Source organism: Novosphingobium sp. BL-S-32 (assembly GCF_056857055.1).
On the sequence record NZ_CM166476.1, the window covers coordinates 3,380,994 to 3,398,706 of the forward strand.

At 64.8% G+C, this 17,713-nt stretch carries 18 protein-coding genes; 11 read left to right on the forward strand and 7 right to left on the reverse strand.

Annotation, left to right across the window (positions count from 1 at the left end; genetic code table 11):
- Positions 1-2: 2 nt before the first annotated feature.
- The 7 genes from ccmE (at position 3) to AC1VVK_RS15950 (ending at position 7,415) form a co-directional block, all read left to right on the forward strand.
- Complete coding sequence (ccmE, locus tag AC1VVK_RS15920; protein ID WP_482903724.1) at positions 3-467, forward strand: cytochrome c maturation protein CcmE; 465 nt, start codon at positions 3-5, stop codon at positions 465-467.
- Positions 464-2,440: a heme lyase CcmF/NrfE family subunit gene (locus AC1VVK_RS15925; protein ID WP_482903725.1), complete on the forward strand. Its 1,977-nt coding sequence runs from the start codon at positions 464-466 to the stop codon at positions 2,438-2,440. Before ccmE ends, AC1VVK_RS15925 begins: the two co-directional genes overlap by 4 nt.
- A complete protein-coding gene (locus AC1VVK_RS15930; protein ID WP_482903726.1) occupies positions 2,437-3,003 on the forward strand; it encodes a DsbE family thiol:disulfide interchange protein in 567 nt (188 codons plus the stop codon). The genes AC1VVK_RS15925 and AC1VVK_RS15930 overlap by 4 nt, the downstream gene beginning before the upstream one ends.
- Before the next feature lie 26 nt (positions 3,004-3,029).
- Complete coding sequence (locus AC1VVK_RS15935) at positions 3,030-3,422, forward strand: cytochrome c-type biogenesis protein (protein WP_482905185.1); 393 nt, start codon at positions 3,030-3,032, stop codon at positions 3,420-3,422.
- Positions 3,419-4,147, forward strand: coding sequence for a tetratricopeptide repeat protein (locus AC1VVK_RS15940; RefSeq protein ID WP_482903727.1), 729 nt, complete (start codon positions 3,419-3,421; stop codon positions 4,145-4,147). Before AC1VVK_RS15935 ends, AC1VVK_RS15940 begins: the two co-directional genes overlap by 4 nt.
- A gap of 104 nt (positions 4,148-4,251) precedes the next feature.
- Positions 4,252-6,207, forward strand: a complete 1,956-nt coding sequence (locus AC1VVK_RS15945; RefSeq protein WP_132384953.1) for a potassium transporter Kup — start codon at positions 4,252-4,254, stop codon at positions 6,205-6,207.
- An 83-nt stretch (positions 6,208-6,290) separates the two neighbouring features.
- Positions 6,291-7,415 carry a TonB family protein gene (locus tag AC1VVK_RS15950; RefSeq protein ID WP_482903728.1) on the forward strand — a complete coding sequence of 375 codons (1,125 nt, stop codon included), beginning with the start codon at positions 6,291-6,293 and terminating at the stop codon, positions 7,413-7,415.
- A 66-nt stretch (positions 7,416-7,481) separates the two neighbouring features.
- Here the strand turns inward: AC1VVK_RS15950 and AC1VVK_RS15955 are convergent, their stop codons facing one another.
- From AC1VVK_RS15955 to AC1VVK_RS15980, 6 genes are all read right to left on the reverse strand, one after another.
- Complete coding sequence (locus AC1VVK_RS15955; protein WP_132384955.1) at positions 7,482-8,135, reverse strand: inner membrane-spanning protein YciB; 654 nt, start codon at positions 8,133-8,135, stop codon at positions 7,482-7,484.
- Entirely contained in the window at positions 8,135-9,076 is a 942-nt protein-coding gene (ftsY, locus tag AC1VVK_RS15960; RefSeq protein WP_482903729.1) for a signal recognition particle-docking protein FtsY, read from the reverse strand. Before ftsY ends, AC1VVK_RS15955 begins: the two co-directional genes overlap by 1 nt.
- The gene (locus AC1VVK_RS15965) at positions 9,073-10,251 is read right to left on the reverse strand and encodes a MiaB/RimO family radical SAM methylthiotransferase (protein ID WP_482903730.1); all 1,179 of its coding nucleotides are present in this window, start codon (positions 10,249-10,251) and stop codon (positions 9,073-9,075) included. The genes ftsY and AC1VVK_RS15965 overlap by 4 nt, the downstream gene beginning before the upstream one ends.
- On the reverse strand, positions 10,248-11,081 hold the full coding sequence (dapF, locus tag AC1VVK_RS15970) for a diaminopimelate epimerase (protein ID WP_482903731.1): 834 nt from the start codon (positions 11,079-11,081) through the stop codon (positions 10,248-10,250). Before dapF ends, AC1VVK_RS15965 begins: the two co-directional genes overlap by 4 nt.
- Positions 11,082-11,306: 225 nt before the next feature.
- Positions 11,307-13,004, reverse strand: coding sequence for a putative bifunctional diguanylate cyclase/phosphodiesterase (locus AC1VVK_RS15975; RefSeq protein WP_482903732.1), 1,698 nt, complete (start codon positions 13,002-13,004; stop codon positions 11,307-11,309).
- 149 nt (positions 13,005-13,153) lie between these two features.
- Complete coding sequence (locus tag AC1VVK_RS15980; RefSeq protein ID WP_482903733.1) at positions 13,154-14,089, reverse strand: isopenicillin N synthase family dioxygenase; 936 nt, start codon at positions 14,087-14,089, stop codon at positions 13,154-13,156.
- A 157-nt stretch (positions 14,090-14,246) separates the two neighbouring features.
- Here AC1VVK_RS15980 and AC1VVK_RS15985 point away from each other — a divergent pair, with 157 nt between their 5' ends.
- From AC1VVK_RS15985 to AC1VVK_RS15995, 3 genes are all read left to right on the forward strand, one after another.
- On the forward strand, positions 14,247-14,660 hold the full coding sequence (locus AC1VVK_RS15985; protein WP_482903734.1) for an EVE domain-containing protein: 414 nt from the start codon (positions 14,247-14,249) through the stop codon (positions 14,658-14,660).
- Positions 14,661-14,782: 122 nt separating this feature from the next.
- Positions 14,783-14,965: a CsbD family protein gene (locus tag AC1VVK_RS15990; RefSeq protein WP_132384961.1), complete on the forward strand. Its 183-nt coding sequence runs from the start codon at positions 14,783-14,785 to the stop codon at positions 14,963-14,965.
- Positions 14,966-15,176: 211 nt separating this feature from the next.
- Complete coding sequence (locus AC1VVK_RS15995; protein ID WP_243652323.1) at positions 15,177-15,395, forward strand: hypothetical protein; 219 nt, start codon at positions 15,177-15,179, stop codon at positions 15,393-15,395.
- Between the two features lie 43 nt (positions 15,396-15,438).
- Here AC1VVK_RS15995 and AC1VVK_RS16000 read toward each other — a convergent pair whose 3' ends face one another.
- The gene (locus AC1VVK_RS16000) at positions 15,439-16,752 is read right to left on the reverse strand and encodes an MFS transporter (protein WP_132384963.1); all 1,314 of its coding nucleotides are present in this window, start codon (positions 16,750-16,752) and stop codon (positions 15,439-15,441) included.
- Between the two features lie 201 nt (positions 16,753-16,953).
- Between AC1VVK_RS16000 and pgsA the strand changes: the two genes are divergently transcribed.
- A complete protein-coding gene (pgsA, locus tag AC1VVK_RS16005; protein WP_132385728.1) occupies positions 16,954-17,547 on the forward strand; it encodes a CDP-diacylglycerol--glycerol-3-phosphate 3-phosphatidyltransferase in 594 nt (197 codons plus the stop codon).
- The last annotated feature ends 166 nt before the right edge of the window (positions 17,548-17,713 follow it).

The window sequence follows — 17,713 nt, forward strand, 5'->3', positions numbered from 1 at the left end:
GCATGGCCGGGGGGACGGGAATCAAGGCCAAGCATCAGCGGCTCGTGCTGCTCGTTATCGCGCTGGTGGTGCTGGTCGCCGCCGCGCTTCTGGCCGCATGGGCCCTTCGCAATCAGGCCAGCTATTTCTACGTGCCGAGCGAGATCGTCGCCAATCCACCCGAGCAAGGCCGCGGCGTCCGCTTGGGCGGCGTGGTTCAGCGCGGTTCGCTGCGGACCGAGGCTGATGGCGTGACCATCGCTTTCGTCGTCAGTGACGGCAAGGCGCGCGTGCCGGTGGTGTTCAAGGGCATCGTTCCGTCGCTTTTCGTTGAAGGATCGGGCGTGGTCGCCGAAGGACACATGGGCGCGGACGGTACGTTCGTGGCCGACAACCTCCTTGCCAAGCATGACGAAAACTACGTCCCGCGCGAAATGCAGAACATGACGCGCGATCAGGCTCGGCAAGTCATGCAGGACACGAAATGATCGCCGAACTCGGACTTGCCGCGCTCTGGCTTGCCGCCGCGCTGGCCGGGCTGCAACTGGTGGCCGGAGCGCTGGCGCTCAGCGCGCGGGGCGCTTCGCTCGCCGGAATCGTACGCCCCGTGGCGGTGGTGCAGGGACTGCTGGCGCTCATCGCTTTCCTGAGCCTCGTCTACCTGTTCGCGGTCACCGACCTGTCGGTGAAGCTGGTGGCGATGAATTCGCACTCATTGAAGCCGCTGATTTTCCGCGTGGCCGGGACATGGGGCAACCACGAAGGCTCGATGCTGCTCTGGGTGACGATCATGGGGCTCGCAGGCGGCCTTGTCGCGCTGATCGAGCGGCGCCTGCCGGAGCCGACCATGCTGGCGACGCTGGCCGGGCAGGCATTCGTCAGCCTTGGCTTCTATGCGTTCCTGCTGATCGCCTCGAACCCGTTCGAACGGCTCTGGCCGGTGCCGCAGGAGGGCAATGGGCTCAATCCGCTGTTGCAGGACCTTGGTCTCGCGTTCCATCCGCCCACGCTCTACCTCGGCTATGTCGGGCTTTCGATCGCCTTCAGTTTTGCCGTGGGCGCGCTGGTCACGCGTGAAGTCGGCCCGGCTTTCGCCAAGGCCATGCGGCCCTGGGTGCTGGGCGCATGGATCTTCCTGACCATCGGCATCACCGCCGGGTCCTACTGGGCTTATTACGAGCTTGGCTGGGGCGGTTGGTGGTTCTGGGATCCGGTCGAGAATGCCTCGCTGATGCCCTGGCTGGCGGCGACCGCGCTGTTGCATTCGTGCAGCGTGCTGGCAGCGCGTAACGCGTTGCGGGCATGGACGGTCATGCTCGGCGTGGTGGCCTTCTCGATGTCGATGATCGGCACCTTCCTCGTGCGGTCGGGTATTCTCACCAGCGTTCACGCCTTCGCGGTCGATCCGGAGCGCGGCACGTTCATCCTTGCACTGCTCGCCATCAATATCGGCGGCGCGCTGACGCTGTTCGGCCTGCGCGCCCGGACCGTGACCGAGGGCGAACGCTTCGCCGTTACCAGCCGTGAAGGCGCGCTGGTGTTCAACAATGTGATGCTCTCGGCGATCCTCGGCATCGTGCTGTTCGGCACGCTCTACCCGCTGCTGGCCGAATCGATGGGCGCCAAGGTCTCGGTCGGGCCGCCGTACTTCACACCGATGAGCGCGCTTTTCGCAGTGCCGATGCTGGTGGTGCTGGCGGTCGGCCCGCTGCTGCGCTGGCGGCGCGACAAGTTCTCGCGCATCGGCAAGATGATGGTGATCCCGGCGATGCTGGTGGTCGCGGGCGTCCTGCTCACCGTCATGCTGGGCGGCGTGCCGCTGATGCCGACGATTGGGCTGGCGCTGGCCCTTGGCCTCGTCTGGGCGAGCGTATTGCCGCTCAAGGGCCGTAACCTCCTGCGCACGCCGCTGCCGGTCTGGGGCATGGTGACGGCGCACCTCGGCATTGCCGTCGCGCTGCTCGGCATGAGCTGCGAGAGTGCCTTCTCTGTCGAGAAGCTGGTCGCGATCCGGGTGGGCGAGACGACCGAAGTGGGGCCCTGGCAGATCAAGCTCGATGCGGTCGAGCCTGTGGCGGGTCCCAACTGGACCGCGCTGGAGGCACGCCTGTTGGTGCGTTACGGCGACGATGGCCGTGTCGTCGAACTCGGCCCGCAATCGCGCAGTTTCTGGGCTCCACCGCAGCAGACCAGCGAATCGGCACTGCTGACGCGCTGGAACGGCCAGCTCTATACCGTGCTCGGCGGCGAGGCGGACGCCAAGGATGGCCGCAGCCGCTGGCAGCTTCGCTTGTGGTGGAAGCCTTTCGTCACGCTGATCTGGCTGGGCGGCCTGATGATCGCGCTGGGCGGCGCGCTGGCGCTGGTGGGCCGCGTCGCCAGCGACCTGCGCCGCATCATCGCGCGGGACAAGATCGAATACCGCCGCGAACGGCAGGGACGGGCAGGGAAGTACTCGTGAGCACCGATTCGACTCCCGAACCCGTGCGCAAGGCGCCCCGCTGGGCGATCTGGCTGCCGCTGGCGCTGTTCTTCGCCTTCGTGGTGCTGGTTTCCGTGCAGCTTCGCAATCCGGCCGATACCAATGTTGCCAGCACGCTGATCGGCAAGCCGATGCCCGCCTTCGACTTGCCGCCCGCTTTGCCGGGCCGTCCGGGGCTGAACAGTGCGGCGATTACCGACGGCAAGCCGCATCTCGTCAACATTTTCGCCTCGTGGTGCGTGCCCTGCGGTGTCGAGGCACCGCAGCTTGCCGCGCTCGCCCGGGCGGGCGTTCCCATCGAGGGTATTTCGGTGCGTGACCGGACCGAGGATCTTCAGGTCTTCCTGAAGACCAACGGCGATCCCTACCAGAGCATCGGAGCCGATGATGACGGCAAAGTGCAGCTTGCGCTCGGCTCCTCCGGCGTGCCCGAGACTTACGTGATCGATGGCAAGGGCGTGATCCGCTACCAGCATATCGGTGAGATTCGTGAGGATCAGGTGCCGATGATCCTCGGGAAGCTGCAGGAGGCCGCGCAGTGAGGGCGATTCTCGCCGCGTGTCTGGCCATGCTCGGCCTCTGGGCTTTGGCACCTGCGCTGGCGCAGGAAGAACAGTCCACCGCGCCCTATGCCTATCGCCAGCTCGACGATCCGGCCAAGGAGCAGAAGGCCGAAGCGCTGATGGAGACGCTGCGCTGCCTTCAGTGTCAGGGCCAGTCGATTGCCGATTCGGATGCACCGATCGCCGGTTCCATGCGCAGCCTCGTGCGTGAGCGCATTGCGGCGGGCGAGGACCCTGAGGCGATTCGTGCGTGGCTGGTCGAGCGTTACGGCGACTATGTGAGCTACGCACCGCGTGTGACCGCGCTGACATGGCCGCTTTTCGCCGTGCCGCTGGCGCTGCTGGCACTGGCCGCCTTGCTGCTGCGCGGACGTTTCCGTCGGGGAGGACAGGCATGACCTGGGTTTTCGTCATCCTGCTGGCGGTCGCCGCCTTCCTGCTTGTTGTCTTTGTGTTCAAAGCACCCCGTGGCGGCCGTGAGGCGATTGCTGCGGCGCTGGCGCTGGGCATTGCCGGCTATGCCGCGCAGGGCACGCCCGCCCAGCCCGGCGCGCCCAAGGACGGTGCAGAAGGGCGCTCGGGGGATATGGGCGCGTTCTTCGCAGAGGCGCGCGCCACGTTCAGTTCCAGCGGCTTGCCGCCGAGCGATCGCTGGGTGGTGATCGCCGACGGGCTGGCCCGCCACGGTGAATATGGCGATGCCGCCGAAGTGCTGCGCGGGGCGATCGGCAACGATCCGCCGGGGCCGCCGGCGAATGATCCCGACACGCGCGAACGCCGCTCGGAAGCGTGGCTTTCGCTGGGCAACGCGCTGGTCGCCCATGCCGAGGGGCAGCTTACTCCGGCCTCGCTCTACGCCTATCGCCGGGCCGGGCAGGCCGATCCCGATGCTGCCGGGCCGCCGTTCTTCCTCGGCCTTGCGCTGGCGCAGTCCGGTCGCCTTGGCGAAGGCCGTGCGATGTGGGCAGACTTGCTGGCCCGGGCTCCGAAGGAGGCCAAATGGCGTCCCGTACTGGAACAGCAACTGATCCGGCTCGACGCGTTTATCGCCGCGCAGAACGGTTCTCCGGCCCGTCCGCCGGTCGGCGCCGCCGATTCCGCGTCGGCACCGTCGCCACGGTGAACGACCCGCTAAGTATCGTTGCTTGGCTCCGGGCATGCTGCTAACGGCGGGCCCTTGTCGCGACGTGAAATCATGATCCGACAAGGCCATTACGGGGCGCTGCAATGAGTGATGCAAGTTCGGATACCGCTGACGTCCCGACAGTGATCGATCCGGCTACGGGCCGGAGAACACCGGTCGGCGGACATGGTTCCGGCAATCTCTCCAAGCTGGCGCTCGGCGCGGTCGGGGTCGTTTTCGGCGACATCGGTACCAGCCCGATCTATGCTTTTCGCGAAACTTTCGTCGGCCCGCATCCGCTGGCGATCGACGAACTCCACATCCTCGGCGTCGTCAGCCTGATCTTCTGGTCGATGACGCTGGTCGTCTCGGTCCAGTACGTTGGCATCCTGATGCGGGCGGACAACAAGGGGCAGGGCGGCAGCCTCGCACTCGTTGCGCTGATCTCGGGCGCGATCCGCAAGTCGCGCTACGGTCCGCTGGTGGTCCTGCTGGGGGTCTTCGCGACATCGCTGTTCTACGGCGATTCGATGATTACGCCGGCGGTTTCGGTGCTTTCTGCGGTCGAGGGTCTCACGGTCGTCGAATCGCGCCTGTCGCCGCTCGTTCTGCCGATTGCGCTGGTTCTGCTGGTCGCGCTGTTCGTGATCCAGAAGAGCGGCACGGCCAAAGTCGGCGCGCTGTTTGCGCCGGTGATGGTGGTCTATTTCACGGTGCTGGCCGTGCTCGGGGTCTACCACCTCGTGCAGATGCCCCACGTGCTGGTGGCGCTGAACCCGTGGTACGCGATCCAGTTCTTCCTGACCGACAAGATGCTCGGCTTCCTGGCGCTCGGCTCGGTCGTGCTGGCCGTGACCGGCGCGGAGGCACTCTATTCGGACATGGGCCACTTCGGACGCGGCCCTCTGCGTCTTTCGTGGTTCGGGTTCGTGATGCCGTGCCTGCTGATCAACTATTTCGGCCAGGCGGCGATGATCCTTGGCCTCAACGACGCGGCTGCGGCCGAGGCGATGGAGAATCCGTTCTTCCACCTCGCGCCTGAGAACCTGCGCCTGCCGTTGGTGATTCTGGCGACCTGCGCCACGTTCATTGCCAGCCAGGCCGTGATTTCCGGCGCGTTCTCGATCACCCATCAGGCGATGCAGCTGGGCTTCATCCCGCGCCTTTCGACCCGCCACACCAGCGAGCACGAAGTCGGCCAGATCTATATCCCCTTCGTCAACTGGGCGCTGATGACCGGCGTGATCGTGCTGGTTCTGGTATTCCAGAACTCGTCGAACCTCGCTTCGGCCTACGGTATCGCGGTGACCGGGGCGATGCTGATCGACACCTGCCTGATGACCGTGCTGCTGATCGTGATCTGGCGCTGGAAGCTGTGGCAGGCGATTCCGGTGATCGTCACCTTCTTCGTGGTCGACGGCGCCTATTTCGCGGCCAATGCCACCAAGATCAAGGACGGCGGCTGGTTCCCGCTGATGATCGGCGGCATCGCCTTCACCCTGCTGACGACGTGGAACAAGGGTCGCCGCCTCATGCGCGAGCGCATGACGGAAGCCGCTCTGCCGCTCAATGTCTTCGCCAAGAGCGCGCACGGCTCGGCCGCGCGCGTGCCAGGCACGGCGATCTTCATGGCCTCCACCAATGCGGGCGTGCCTTCCGCGCTGCTCCACAACATCAAGCACAACAAGGTGTTGCATGAACGCGTGGTTGTGCTGACCGTCGAAGTGCAGGACGTGCCCTACGTGGAGCCGGCCGAGCGCTATTCGATGACCGATCTGGGGCAGGGTTTCTACCGCATGACGCTGCGCTACGGCTTCATGGAGGAGACCGACGTGCCTGCCGCTCTGGCCCACTACGAGGTCTGCGGCGGCCCATTCGAGATGATGAAGACCAGCTTCTTCCTCTCCCGCCAGACGCTGGTTCCCTCGGCCAAGCCGGGCATGGCAATCTGGCGCGAGAAGCTGTTCGCGTGGATGATGCGCAATGCCGCCAGCGCCATGGAGTTCTTCCGCCTGCCAACCAACCGCGTGGTCGAACTGGGCAGCCAGCTCGAGATCTGAGTCGCCGCCAAAGCCGAACGGTTCGACATTGTCCTGTCTTTCTGGCGTGTTAGCTTGCCGCTGATACGATTGGAGAGGCAGGCATGGCGGTTCGGGGTTGGTTGTCGTCTGCGCTGGTGTTGAGCCTGGCCGGGGCCACCTCGTTGGCTCAGGCGACGCCTCTCGCGCCGGTAATCGACGCATCCTCCGGTTCCAGACGCATTTTGGTGACCTGGATGCCTGGTCCGGTCCGTTGCGAAGGCGGTGTGACAGTGACGGGCGGTGCCATGCGCAGGCCGCTGAACGATCTGGCCTGGGGAGAGCGTGTCACCCCGCCTTCCGCTCCGTCTCCAGTGACCCTGCAATTCGACATCGATTCGGCGGGACGCGCGGTTTCGATCAAGGACAAGCACGCGCTCGGAGATTTCGGCCCGGCGCTTGCCGCCAGCAAATTCCCGGCCACGGCGCGGCAGGGCTGCTCGATCACGTATATGGCCAGCGCGCAGCCCGTGGCTTCCGCGTCCGTCGCCGATCTCGTTTCCTACACGATCTCGCCGATCGTCGGAGCGCTACCGCCAGAGGGCTGGGCGCGTATCCGGCTGGAGGGAACCTGCGGGCAATTGCCGCGACCACAGCCGCTGCTTCGGGCATTTCCCGATTTCCGGCATATCGCCGGAGCACCGGGTGTGAAGGACTGGGCCGCTATCGCATATGACACCAATGCCGAGGGCAAGCCGATCCACGTCCGTCTGTTTCAGAGCAACGGGAATGCGGCGCTTGAGGATGCGGCGGTCAAGGCGATAAGCGATTCGCGCTTTTCGGGCGGGGCAAGGACGGGGTGCACGTATCCTTACTGGCGGATGCCGGAGCAGTTGGCTGCACCTGCCATGCCTGACAAGTCCGCTTCCCTCGTATCCGGGACGGCATGCCCGGCGGACCGGAAGTGGGCAACGCCGCCGGTCAAACGATATCCCGGAGCCTATAGCCGCCGCCGGATCGAGGGGTGGGCGATCGTTCGCTACGATATCGCGCCTTGGGGGGTGGTGGGCAACGTAACCGTGCTGGCCGCGCAACCATCGGAGCAGTTCGGCGATGAGGCCGCCCGGAACCTTGAGACAGCGAAATTCGAGCCTTCGCCGCAAGGTGCCAGCGGTTGTGTCGAGCGGATGAAATTCGTGATGCCGGTTGACGGCGGCGCCGACGACCTTGCCGATTTCTCCGCGGATTAGCGGGCCGCACAAGCATCGGCTGTCACGGAAAAATCCCGGCTGCCCCGCAGCCGGGTTCGATGCCGCTCAATCGTGCGGTGGGTTCTCGATCAGCTCTTCCTTCGCGTCCTGACCCATGCCGTGCTTCAGGACCATCGGAAGCTGCGAGAAGGTGAACACGAAGGACAGCACGGTGAAGCCCCAGATCTTGGCCTGAAGCCATGCATTGAAGCTCACGGTGTAGACCAGCAGGGTGTTGAGAGCGGCAAGGAACAGGAAGAACCATGCCCAGTTGCGCGAAAGCTTGAACCAACCTTCCTCGTCCAGCCCCTCGAAGGCGGACTGGAGCAGGTACTTGAGCATAGGTTTGCCCTGCCACAGGCCGTAGAACAGCATGCCCGCGAACATCAGGTAGACGGCGGTGGGCTTGATCTGGATCCAGAAGGCGTCGTGGAACACCACGGTCAGCGCGCCGAAGCCCAGAACCAGCACCGTCGTCAGCCAGAGCATCGGCGAGACGTGGCCAAGCCGCCACTTGGAGATCCCTAGCGCGAAGACGGTCGCCACCATGAAGGCGACGGTGCCCTTGATCACGGCCGTAACGGTTGCCAGCGGCCCGGCGTCCCCCGGCGGCGAGAAGTGCTCGTAGGCGAGGAAGAAGACGAGCAGCGGCCCGAAATCGACGACAAGGTTTACCCAGCTCGACTTCGGCTTTGCGGGAGCCTGTGTTTCAGTGTTCATCACGCGATCCCCGCAATGACGCGGGCCAGCAGGTCCGGGTTGAAGGGACGAAGGTCGTCGATCTTCTCGCCCACGCCGATGGCGTGGATGGGCAGCCTATACTGTTCGGCTGCAGCTACCAGCACGCCGCCGCGCGCGGTGCCGTCCAGCTTGGTCATGATGAGGCCGGAAACGCCCGCCACTTCCTTGAAGATCTCGATCTGCGAGAGCGCGTTCTGGCCGTTGGTGGCATCGAGCACCAGCACCACATCATGCGGCGCCTCGGGATTGAGGCGGCCGAGCACGCGGCGGATCTTGGCCAGTTCGTCCATCAGCTCGCGCTTGTTCTGAAGGCGGCCGGCGGTGTCGACGATCAGGGCGTCGATGCCCTGTTCGGTGGCGGCCTTGACCGCGTCAAACACGATCGAGGCCGGGTCGCCGCCTTCGGGGCCCTTGATGACGGGAATGCCCAAACGATCCGCCCAGACGCCGAGCTGGCCGATGGCAGCCGCACGGAACGTGTCACCAGCGGCAAGCATGACGGAATAGTCCTGCTCCTGGAACAGATGGGCCAGCTTGGCGATCGTGGTGGTCTTGCCCGACCCATTCACGCCGATCACGAGGATCACTTGCGGGCGCGGGAAGGCCACCACGTCCAGCGGCTTGGCGACCGGGCGCAGTATTTCCGCGATCTCGCGCGCTACCACTTCCATGATCGCGCGCTCGTCGGCATCGCGCTCGAAGCGTTCATCGGCAAGGCGCGCGCGAATGCGGGCCGCTGCACGCGGGCCGAGGTCCGACATGATGAGCGCGTCCTCAATGTCGTCGAGCTGCGCATCGTCCAGCGTGGTCTTGCCGACGATGCCGGACAGGTTCTCGGTCAGGCGCTCGGTGGTCTTGCGGAAGCCTCCGAAGAGGCGGTCGGACCAGTCGCGTTCAGCCTGCTGGCCGTCGGTACTCATGCTTCCAATATTCCTTCGACTACCCTTGCGGGCGTGACGCGGACCAGCGTGCCGGCCGGGGTAGACTCGGGCACGCGGACTTTCGCGTAGTTCTGCGCATGGCCGGTGCCGCCTCTTTCGGCAAGCACCGATAGCGGCTGGCCGACGAGCCCGGCAAGCCACCGGGCACGCGTGCCGGCAATTGTTTCGCGTAGCTGTGCGGCGCGGCGGCGGATCGTGTCGCCATCAATCTGGGGCATCCGCGCGGCGGGCGTACCCGGGCGCGGAGAGTAGGGGAAGACGTGGCCGTGGACCACGTCCAGTTCCTCGATGATCGAAAGGTTGGCCGCATGGGCGCCCTCGCTCTCGGTCGGGAAACCGGCGATGAGGTCGGCACCGATGGCGATGTCCGGGCGACGGCCCTTGAGGCCGGTCGCCAACCGCACGGCATCGGCGCGGCTGTGGCGACGCTTCATGCGCTTGAGGACCAGGTCGTCGCCATGCTGGAGCGAGAGGTGGACATGCGGCATGACACGCGCCTCGCCGCAGAGCAGCTCAAACAGTGCCTCGTCCACTTCCGCCCCGTCGATGGATGAGAGGCGCAGGCGGGGCAGGCCGGGGAAGCGGGCGAGGATCGCCTCGCACAACGTGCCGAGACGGGGTGAACCGTCCAGATCGCCGCCCCACGATGTGAGATCGACGCCGGTGAGAACGATTTCCTGCACGCCGCGCGCGGTGTGGACTACGATGTCCTCCAGCACTTCGGCAACCGTGCGCGAGCGGCTGGGGCCGCGTCCTTGCGGGATCACGCAGAACGTGCAGGCGTGGTCGCAGCCGTTCTGCACTTGCACGAAGCCGCGCGTATAGGCGCGCTCTTCGCGTGGTTTCGGCGCGGGTGGCACGTTCCAGGCGCGCGGGTCGAGCTTGGCGGTATTGGCGACGATCCCGTCGACCTCGGGCATCGCGGCGAGCATCGCGCGCTCGACTTCGGCGGCACAGCCGGTGACGATCAGGCGGGCCTCAGGCCGGGCCTTGCGAGCGCGCCGGATCGCCTGCCGGGTCTGGCGCACGGCTTCGGCCGTGACGGCACAGGAATTGACGACGACAAGGTCTTCTGCGCCGCCCAGCAGGCCGCGCAGTGTTTCGCTTTCGGAGATATTGAGGCGGCAGCCGAGTGAGTGGACTTCGAGGGTCAAGCTTCGACCTTGCCCGGGATGACGCCATAGTCGGCCAGATCGAACGAACCACGGAACGATTCGGTCGCCGGGCCGGTCATCACGATCTCGTCGTCCTCACGCCATTCGATCACCAGCGGGCCGCCGGGGAGGGTGACGGTGACCTTGCGGTCGACCAGCCCGCGCCGCATCGCGCCCACGGCGGTTGCACAGGCGCCGGTGCCGCAGGCACGGGTCAGACCGGCCCCGCGCTCCCAGACGCGCAGGGTGATCGCATCGCGCGCGGTGACGGCGGCGACGTTGACGTTGATGCGTTCGGGGAACAGCGGGTCGTTCTCGACCAGCGGGCCAAGGCGGGCCATGTCGATCTTGTAGGGATCCTCGACGAAGAAGATCGCGTGCGGATTGCCGACATTGACAGCGATGGGCGCGACCAGTTCCTCCCAGGCGACAGGCATCTTGTATGTGTCCATCGCGTAGCCGAGCGGGATCTCCTGCCAGCCGAAGCGCGGCTTGCCCATCTCGACCGAGATACCGTTGTCGGTGGGGGTGGTCGATACCATGCCGCCCAGCGTTTCGATGCGGGCAGGGCGGCCGTTGAGCAGGCCCACCGCCCGTGTGGCGTTGCCGCAGGCTTCGACCTCGCTGCCGTCGGCATTGAAGATGCGCATGCGGAAATCGCCCCTGTCGGAGGGGGCGAGCACGATCAACTGGTCGCAGCCGATGCCGGTGTGACGGTCAGCCAGCGCGGCCGCGAGCGTCGTGTCGACCGGCGGGAGCGCGCCCGTCCGGCCATCCAGCACGACGAAATCGTTGCCGAGTCCGTGCATCTTGGTGAATTCGATCCGCATGGGCGCGATGTATGCGCTCCGCGCGTCGAGGTCCAGTGGGATGCGGATGGGGGATAGCGCTCAGCAACCTGGAGCACCGTACGCCAGCTCGGACTTTAAGCCTCGTCGTCCCCGCGAAGGCGGGGCCCCCGCTTGTTCTTGCGAGGTCGGCAGAAGGAAGCGGGCCCCCCGCCTGCGCGGGGGCGACGGGACTTATAGAGTGTCGCGTTCGATGACGATTTGGTTTTACCCGAGGCCTGCCTTGTGCGCGCCGGGCTCCTGGCTTGCAGGCATGCCAAGCCCCTGCGTCACCGAAAGCATCTCCTGTGCCACTTCGCTGTTGGCGACAAGGCCGATCCTGCCCAGCCACTCGGCCAGTTCGCCAGCCGGGCGCGGGCGGCCGTAAAGATAGCCCTGACCTTTGATCTTGTCGTACTTGAGCAGCTGTTCCAGCACGTCGCCGGTCTCGATCCCCTCGGCGGTGATCGGCAGGTCCATGCCCTTGCCGAGCATGGCGATGGCGTGGACGATGGCGGCGCTGTCCTTGTTCTCGGCAATGCTGGAGACGAACGAGCGGTCGATCTTGATCCGGTCGAACGGCAGGCTGCGCAGCTGCGCAAGCGAGCTGTAGCCGGTGCCGAAATCGTCCAGGCTGATCGTGATGCCCTGGTTCTTGAGGCTGGTGATCAGCGAGCGAACTTGCGCCATGTTCTGGTGCAGGCACGATTCGGTGATCTCGATCTCCAGCCGGTGCGGCGGGAAATTGGCGGCCAGCAGGATCTTGAGCAGCTTCTGGGCGAACCACGGATCGCGCAGCTGGAGCGGTGAGATGTTCACCGCCAGCGTCAGCGCCGGATCCCAGGCCTTGGCATCTTCAAGGGCCTGGGTGATCACGCTTTCCGAAAGCTCGGCAATGACGCCGATTTCCTCTGCAATCGGGATGAAGATATCGGGTGAGACGATGCCGAATTGGGGCGAATCCCAGCGGGCGAGCATCTCGAAACCGGTCAGTCCGCCGGTCTGGAGGTCGATCTGCTGTTCGTAGAACGGCACGAATTCGCCGCGCGCAACGCCCTTGCGGATGCCGTATTCCAGCTCGTTGCGGAAGCGCATCTCGTCGGCCATCGGCGCTTCGAACCAGAAGTAGCTGTTCCGGCCCTGACGCTTGGAATGGTACATCGCGATGTCGGCCATTTCGAGCAGCGCGCGGGCATCGGGCGGCGTGCCGCCCTTGGCGTGGCTGTCGCTGCGGGCGAGGCCGATCGAGGCCGTGACCTCGATGCTGATGGTGTTGATCGTCGCGCTTTGGGCGATGGCTTCCACGAGTGAGGCGGCGATGCCGTCGATCCGGTCAGGACGGCCGCGATCGAATTCGACCGCAACCGCGAACTCGTCGCCGCCGATGCGGCTGACCAGCGATTGCGAGGGCAGGCAGGCGGTGATGCGCTTGGCGCATTCCTGAAGCAGCCGGTCGCCAGTGTTGTGGCCGTTGAAATCGTTGACCTGCTTGAAGTTGTCGAGGTCGATCATGATCAGCGTGACGGCGCGGTCGTTGCTCGCGGCGGCGTCGTGGATCATCATGTTGACCGCGTCGTTGAAGCTGCGGCGATTGAGGAAGCCCGTCAGCGGATCGGTCTCGGCAAGGCGGCGGGCCTGATGCTCGGCCTTCTTGCGCAGCTGGATTTCCTCGCAGAGCTGGCGATAGCGGCTCCAGCCGAAGATGATGATCGCGACGTTCAGCAGGAAGGCGTTGAGGATGAAGTTGTCCGGCCCGGGGCCGTGCCCGAGCAGAGACCGGACCACGTCCGGGCCGACTTCGCTGCCGGTGGCGATGAAAAGAAGAATCGCGGCGGTGACGATGCCAAGCGCAATGATGTCGATCTGGCGGTCGCCATCGAATTCATCGCCGGAATTCTCCGACTGTGCGACCAAAGCAATCTTCACGGGATAAGTCCCCCCAGAACGGCAACCCTTGAGTGGGAAATAGACGGGGGGGCTGAAATTTTGGTTAAGTTTTTCAACCCGGCGCGATCAGACTAAAGTCTTAAAGACTGTCGCGCCGGGTTCGGAATTTCGCAAAAACGTGCGTACAATCAGGCCTTGAGGCCGATTTCGCGCAGACGTTCCTGAAGATAGTCGTCGGCGGTGATGCTCTCCGGGTAGCGATCCGGGTTTTCCGCCGAGATGCACTGTTCCAGCGTCCTGAACGGGAAGTCGCTGCGAAGATGCAGGAAGAACGGCATCGAATAGCGGCTGTGGGCAGCGCGCTCGCCTTCCGGATTGCGCACGCGGTGCGTGGTCGAGGGCAGGACGTGGTTGGTCAGGCGTTGCAGCATGTCGCCGATGTTGACGACCACGGCGCCTTCCGGCGGGGCGACCGTCAGCCATTCACCGTTCTTGCCGAGCAGTTCGAGCCCGGCTTCCTGCGCGCCGAGCAGCAGGGTGATGAGGTTGATATCCTCATGAGCGCCGGCGCGGATGGCGCCGCCGGCACCTTCGCCGACGGGCGGGTAATGCAGCAGGCGCATGACCGAATTGCCGTCCTCGATGGCCGGATCGAACCAGCGCGCGTGGAGGCCGAGATCGACCGCGATGGCGGAAAGGATCTCGGCGCCCGCCTTGTCGAACTGGGCGTAGAGTTCGGTGAAGGTTTCCTTGAAGCCTTCGATCTCGCTGGGCCAGACATTGGGCGGCATCGAGGCGGCGAGCGGGGAACCGGCGGGCAGGTCGCGGCCGACGTGCCAGAATTCCTTGAGGTCTTTCTCGGTCGCGCCCTTGGCGACCTCGGTGCGGAACGGCGTGTAGCCGCGCGCGCCGCCCTGACCGGCGATGAAGTACTGGCGTTTTACCGCGTCGGGCAGGGCGAAGAATTGCGCGGTGAGTTCCCAGGCGTGGTCGATCAGGGCCTGATCGATGCCGTGGTCGCGGACCATGGCGAAGCCGAAGGTACGGAAGCTCTCGCCGATGCGTGCGGCGAACTCGGCGCGGTCGGATTCGAGGCTGAGGACGGGGATCTGGGCAAGGTTCATCGTGGTCTTCCAAACAAAATCGGGCAAACAGGATCGGGGGCGGTGGCCCGGCGGCCCTGGAATGGACGCCGAATCACCGATATTGTTTCCACCGATTGAATCGCTATGCCGCCCCCATAGAAGTTTCCGTCCCAAATCGAAATTCGAAAGGCGATTCATGGCAAAGCGCTACTGGCTGCTGAAGTCCGAACCGGATGCGTACAGCTGGGACGATCTCGTCGCGGAGGGCGAGGGCACCTGGGACGGTGTGCGTAACCACCGCGCGGCCAACAACTTACGTGCGATGCAGGTGGGGGACGAGGCGTTCTTCTACCATTCGAACATCGGCAAGGAGATCGTCGGCATCGCCACGATCAGCCAGTCGGGTCTCACCGATCCCAGCGATCTCGAGGGCAAGTGGGCGGCGGTAAAGGTGAAGGCGGTGCGCAAGCTTGCCCGTCCCGTCACGCTCAAGCAGATCAAGGCCGATCCCAAGCTGGCCGAGACGGAACTCGTCAAGTTCTCGCGCCTGTCGGTGGCGGTGGTGACGCCTGAGGAGTGGGATTACATCCTGTCGCTGGCGAAGGGCTGATCTTTCCCCGCGTCGTTTCCGGCGCACGGCTCGGCGCAGGGGCGGAACCTTGGGGCGGTACGGCCGGTTTGCTTGTCGTGAACGCAGCGCAATGGCGCGGCGAACCGCCAAGGAGAACGATCATGGGTCAGCTCAAGGACACCGCCAAAGGCCTCGGCAATGAGATTGCCGGTAACGCCAAGCAGGTTGCGGGCAAGGCACGCAACGACCCTGTGCAGCAGGCCGAAGGCAAGGCACAGGAAAAGAAGGGCGAACTCCAGCAGGGAATCGGCAAGGTCAAGGGCGCACTGGGCGACCGGATCTGAGGCTTACCCGAAAGAGACGTCAGGCCTGCGCCAGTTAGTGGCACAGGTATCGCGAAGGGCCGCCTCGGGGCGGCCCTTTTCGCAGGGTTTTCTCACGTTGTTAAAGGTTTGAAAGGCGAGGCGGTGGCGGACCCGTCCCGTTTTGGGATGTACCGATTCGGGCATCTGGCCGGAGAGTAAACAAAACCTTAACCTCGCGCTCATGAAGAACATGAAACGTCGAGCGCTCGTCCTTTCCAGCGAGGCCGCCGGACATCCGTTCCGGCGCTCGCTCCCACCCCATGTCCTCGCGGCGCCGTTCCCGGCCGACGTGGAGGCCGCCGAGAATGCCGAGGCACGCCGGACGTGGCGCCTCAGCGGCAACGACTGGCGCGGTTTCCTCTCGGCCTACTGCGCGTCGCTGGTGGCGATCACGGTGTTCATCACCTGATAGATGGAAACTGCACGCCGTATCCGCGGCGTGTTGGAAGGCTTCAGGCCGTGCGCGCCGCCACTTCGGCGCGGTACAGCAGATAGCCCAGCCAGGCCGAGGCGCCGCAGGCGATCGCCACGACCATCATTTGCTGGACCACGGGCAGGCCCAGCATGGTCATCATGCCGGTGACCAGAGCGCCCACCACCATTGCGCCCGAATTGACGATATTGTTCGCCGCGATCGTGCGCGCCGTCTGTGACTTGTCGACGAAAGTCGTCAGGAAGGCGTAGAGCGGCACCACGAACATGCCGCCGCATACGGCGATGCCCAGCAGCGAACCCAGCAGAGGCAGAGCGAGCGGCTGGACCACGAACGTACCCACGTTCATCAGGGTATTGGGGCCGGCATTCCGGGGCCAGATCGCGCAGACTTCCTGGAAAGCGATCAGGAAGACGCCCATGCCGATCACCGAAAGCGGCGACCAGCGCGCGGAAACGGTGCCCTTAAGCAGTGCATTGATCGCCATCGAACCGATCGCCACACCCACCGAGAAGATCACCAGGAACAGGCTGGCCACTTCCTTGCTGGCGGACAGGATGTTCTTGGTGAGCGGCGGGAACTGGATGAACAGCACGGTGCCGATCGCCCAGAAGAAGCTGATCGAGCAGACCGCCAGGAACACGCGCCGGTCGCTCAGCGTCGTGCGGACGAGCCGGATGGAGGCGCGTACGACGTGGTAATCGAGCGGCTCGGGCGCGCACATCGGCGGCGCCGGGGGCACCTTGCGGCCGGCGAGATAGCCGATGATCGCGACGATCACCACCATGACGGCGGCATGATTGACGCTGATCCAGCCCGCCACGATCGTACCCGCGAGCACGGCAATGTAAGTGCCTGCCTCGACAAGGCCAGTGCCCGAAAGCACCTCACCCTCGCGCAAGTGCTGCGGCAGGATCGCGTATTTGATGGGGCCGAAGAAAGTGGAATGGATGCCCATCGCGAACAGCGCGAGCAGCATCAGCGGGATCGCCAGCGTATCGAGCGCGACGTGTTGCCACGCCAGCGCCAGACCGGTTCCGCCCACGACCATGATCAGGATTTCGCAAAACTTGATCACGCGAATGATTTTCGCCTTGTCGCGCATGTCGGCAAGCTGCCCGGCCAGTGCCGAAAGCAGGAAGAAGGGAATCACGAAGATCCCCGATGCCATTGCGCTGAAACGTGCCTCTGCGGCCTCGGAGTTGTAGACGCCGTAAACGACGAACAGCACCATGGCGTTCTTGAACAGGTTGTCGTTGAACGCGCCAAGCAACTGGGTCACGAAAAGAGGCAGGAAGCGCCTCGCGCGGATGAGTTTGGACGTCGTTGTCATGTCGTGGGAAAAATCGGCGGCCTCGCTCTCTCTGGCGGGACACTTAATGGTGTAAGGCGGTGGCACAACCCCTGATCGGTATTTTGTTGGGTGTTGCAGGATACGCAAGAAGGCCGATGGAGGCCGCGAGGGCGTGTTTTAAGGGTTTGGATGCAGTCCTCCATTCTCAAACGCCTGCTTCGCCGCTATGGCCTTGTCTTGATGCTGACTCTGCCGAATATCCTCACGCTTTCCCGCATCCTGGCGCTGCCGCTGCTGGCCTTCCTGCTGTGGTGGCCAAGGTGGGAGTTTGGCTACGGCCTGGCCTTCGCGCTCTATGCGCTGATGGCCATTACCGACTATTTCGACGGCTATCTTGCCCGTTCGAGCGGGACGGTTTCGAAACTCGGCGTGTTTCTCGATCCCATTGCCGACAAGATCATGGTCGCCACCGTGATTCTGGTGCTGACCGCGCAGGGGATCCTGACCGGGCCTTACGTGGGTGACATGCACGTCATCGCCGGGCTGATCATTCTCGTGCGTGAGATCGCGGTCTCGGGCCTGCGGGAGTTTCTTGGCGGTCTTCAGGTCTCCGTGCCGGTGAGCCGCCTTGCCAAGTGGAAGACGACCTTCCAGCTGATCTCGCTCGGCGCGTTGATTCTGGGCGCGGCGATGCCGTGGTGGAACGTCGACCTGCTGGGGCTGTCCATCAATGTGCCCCACACTGTCGGGCTGACGACGCTGTGGGGGGCGGCGGTGCTGACGCTGATTACCGGGTGGGACTATCTGCGCGTCGGCCTCAAGCACATGGATTGAGCGGGGCGGGGGCGTATAAGCCCCCCATTCGCGCGGCATTGCAAAAACCTCCACTCGCCGTGTGATCGTTGCGATTGGCTCAAGCGTCTCCGCGCGTAAGGGCGGATCGCGGTCCGGGGGGACATCGTAATCCAAGGATAAGTCCCATTACCGCTTCTCGTCGATC

Bases quoted from the DNA above. Each gene is read 5' to 3' on its own strand.
- AC1VVK_RS15940 (WP_482903727.1), top strand. From the start codon at position 3,419: ATGACCTGGGTTTTCGTCATCCTGCTGGCGGTCGCCGCCTTCCTGCTT.
- AC1VVK_RS15945 (WP_132384953.1), top strand. From the start codon at position 4,252: ATGAGTGATGCAAGTTCGGATACCGCTGACGTCCCGACAGTGATCGAT.
- AC1VVK_RS15950 (WP_482903728.1), top strand. From the start codon at position 6,291: ATGGCGGTTCGGGGTTGGTTGTCGTCTGCGCTGGTGTTGAGCCTGGCC.
- AC1VVK_RS15955 (WP_132384955.1), bottom strand. From the start codon at position 8,135: ATGAACACTGAAACACAGGCTCCCGCAAAGCCGAAGTCGAGCTGGGTA.
- AC1VVK_RS15935 (WP_482905185.1), top strand. From the start codon at position 3,030: ATGCTCGGCCTCTGGGCTTTGGCACCTGCGCTGGCGCAGGAAGAACAG.
- ftsY (WP_482903729.1), bottom strand. From the start codon at position 9,076: ATGAGTACCGACGGCCAGCAGGCTGAACGCGACTGGTCCGACCGCCTC.
- AC1VVK_RS15925 (WP_482903725.1), top strand. From the start codon at position 464: ATGATCGCCGAACTCGGACTTGCCGCGCTCTGGCTTGCCGCCGCGCTG.
- AC1VVK_RS15990 (WP_132384961.1), top strand. From the start codon at position 14,783: ATGGGTCAGCTCAAGGACACCGCCAAAGGCCTCGGCAATGAGATTGCC.
- ccmE (WP_482903724.1), top strand. From the start codon at position 3: ATGGCCGGGGGGACGGGAATCAAGGCCAAGCATCAGCGGCTCGTGCTG.
- pgsA (WP_132385728.1), top strand. From the start codon at position 16,954: ATGCTGACTCTGCCGAATATCCTCACGCTTTCCCGCATCCTGGCGCTG.
- AC1VVK_RS15995 (WP_243652323.1), top strand. From the start codon at position 15,177: ATGAAACGTCGAGCGCTCGTCCTTTCCAGCGAGGCCGCCGGACATCCG.
- AC1VVK_RS15980 (WP_482903733.1), bottom strand. From the start codon at position 14,089: ATGAACCTTGCCCAGATCCCCGTCCTCAGCCTCGAATCCGACCGCGCC.
- AC1VVK_RS15985 (WP_482903734.1), top strand. From the start codon at position 14,247: ATGGCAAAGCGCTACTGGCTGCTGAAGTCCGAACCGGATGCGTACAGC.
- AC1VVK_RS16000 (WP_132384963.1), bottom strand. From the start codon at position 16,752: ATGACAACGACGTCCAAACTCATCCGCGCGAGGCGCTTCCTGCCTCTT.
- dapF (WP_482903731.1), bottom strand. From the start codon at position 11,081: ATGCGGATCGAATTCACCAAGATGCACGGACTCGGCAACGATTTCGTC.